Origin of the sequence: Megasphaera indica (assembly GCF_046614755.1) — a bacterium.
Taxonomy (GTDB): Bacteria; Bacillota; Negativicutes; order Veillonellales; family Megasphaeraceae; genus Megasphaera; species Megasphaera intestinihominis.
Window position 1 is genome coordinate 1 of the sequence record NZ_JBKKJR010000041.1, and the last position, 2093, is coordinate 2093.

Genomic DNA, 2093 nt, shown 5'->3' on the forward strand with positions numbered 1-2093 from the left:
GACTATGAAAAATTATATGCAAACTACAAGAAAAAGGCAGCTTTGATTGCTGGATAACTGATTGATAGAAACCTCAATTTAATTTGTACTCAAACTTGACATAGGACCACATGTAGCAGTATTATCATTATAAATAGATATAACTTGTACAGTCATCATGAAAATAGCAGGTATCAAAAATACCATCATAAATGATTTTATAATCATTTTAAGATTATGATTTATAAAAATAGAAAAAAACATGGTAAGACTTATAGCAATAACATAAATAACAATTCCAGAACGAGCATTCAATAGTGAAGCTACCATGATAAACAGAGAATAAAAAATATATCTTGTTTTATAATTAACGCCAAGAAAAAAGGATATCCCACCAATAAGACCTGTACATAAGCCAAACTGATCAAGCATAGAAGAAGCAAACCCAAAAGTACGATTAAGAATTACCCCTTCATTTTCAGTTGAAATGCCTCCCATATGGATCATAAGATTTAAAAAGAATTCCTTTACGCTAGGAAAAACGAATGCAGCACAAGCAAACATAGATTGTACCATTGCCACACCAATAATTAATTTAATCAAAGAAAGAAATGATATATTTTTTTCTTTTAAGTTGGCTAACAAATACGTGCCACAAGTGAATTCCATAAATAATAAAACAGCAAACCTATTAAACAAATGATAGTAGTGAGGTAAATCTACAATATCATCGTACAATGCACTCATTGGTATTGGTAGGATAAATACATAAATCAACGTAATAATCATCAATCTAATCCAAGTTTTTAATCCGCTTTCCCGAATCACCTCTAAATATCTAGAATTAAACCGAATTAAAATAATGCCTAATAAAAACATCCCTAATATTAAATTAGTATAAGGTAAGAGGGGGGGGCATAAAGAAGTATAAATAAAATAATTCCCCATAAAATATATTCCGATATTTCTGAACATGTATAAATTTTCATGAAGGTAATCCTCCAGAGCTTTCAACTGCACTACAAGCAAACGAAAAGTAATAAAATTTTTCGATTTAAAGGCATATTCCACCGAACTAATGTCCAAAAGTTATTTCGGACAATCGTTTTTAAGGACTTTTTGCGTTTTCTCAAAACAGGGTTTTCGTTATCATACCCATAAATCTTCATTTTCGATAAAACAGTAAAATTGGACCGTAAATAATTCAACTCAGCATAATGTAAAAAATCCGGATAATTATTCCTCATAATTTCTAGTATTCTTTTATAAGCCTCAATATATTCAAAATCTTTTTCACTTACTTTCGATTTCGTCACACCAAGCGGATTTTGGAAATAATTATATAAAGGAGCATCAATTGTCACAGTTTTCAAACTATGTCTGATAAAATCAAACGAAGCAAAAACATCCTCACAAATAGTTCCTTCAATAAATTGAAATCCCTTTAAAATCTCTTTACTGATTAATTTAGGGCCAATGTCAATAATACTTGCATCTTCACCATGAATCCGAAAAAAATATTCTAACATTGCCCGTCTATCTTTTATACTATAATTATATACATGATGATTATGACTAGAAGGCTTTTTGTATCTCTTGCAATTAACCATTTTTACCATTGCAACATCTGCCGAACACTTATTAATCATGTTATGTAAGACTTCATACATATTGAGTTCAATCCAATTATCACTATCGACAAATCCTATATATTTGCCTTGAGCAATATCCAGTCCAGCATTACGAGCCGCTCCTGCTCCAGCATTTTTTTGATGGATGACCTTGATTCTTGAATCTTTTTTTTCCCATTCATCGCAAATAAATCCAGAATTATCTTTAGATCCATCATCAACTAAAATTAATTCAAAATCAGAAAAAGTTTGGTCTATTATAGAACGTATGCATCTGTCTAAATATTTTTCAGTATTATATACTGGCACAATCACACTAATTTCTGGCATGATAAGAATCCTTTCATTGCTAATCTATTTATTAACTTAATTCAGCACTTTACAACTTTTACGCCACCTCGGAAGTTGATGAAGCTAGTTTACACAAGGCCTGAACTAAGTCCGTTGGATTTTTTGCGGTTTGGGCCTTAGCGACCAAAGTGC

At 31.0% G+C, this 2093-nt stretch carries 2 protein-coding genes; both read right to left on the minus strand.

Annotation, left to right across the window (positions count from 1 at the left end; genetic code table 11):
* Nucleotides 1-78 precede the first annotated feature (78 nt).
* Nucleotides 79-1050 (minus strand): hypothetical protein, encoded by a 972-nt coding sequence (locus tag ACFCTO_RS12055; protein WP_499876961.1) that lies wholly within the window; start codon nucleotides 1048-1050, stop codon nucleotides 79-81.
* A complete protein-coding gene (locus ACFCTO_RS12060; RefSeq protein ID WP_499876962.1) occupies nucleotides 999-1940 on the minus strand; it encodes a glycosyltransferase family 2 protein in 942 nt (313 codons plus the stop codon). The genes ACFCTO_RS12055 and ACFCTO_RS12060 overlap by 52 nt, the downstream gene beginning before the upstream one ends.
* Nucleotides 1941-2093: the final 153 nt, after the last annotated feature.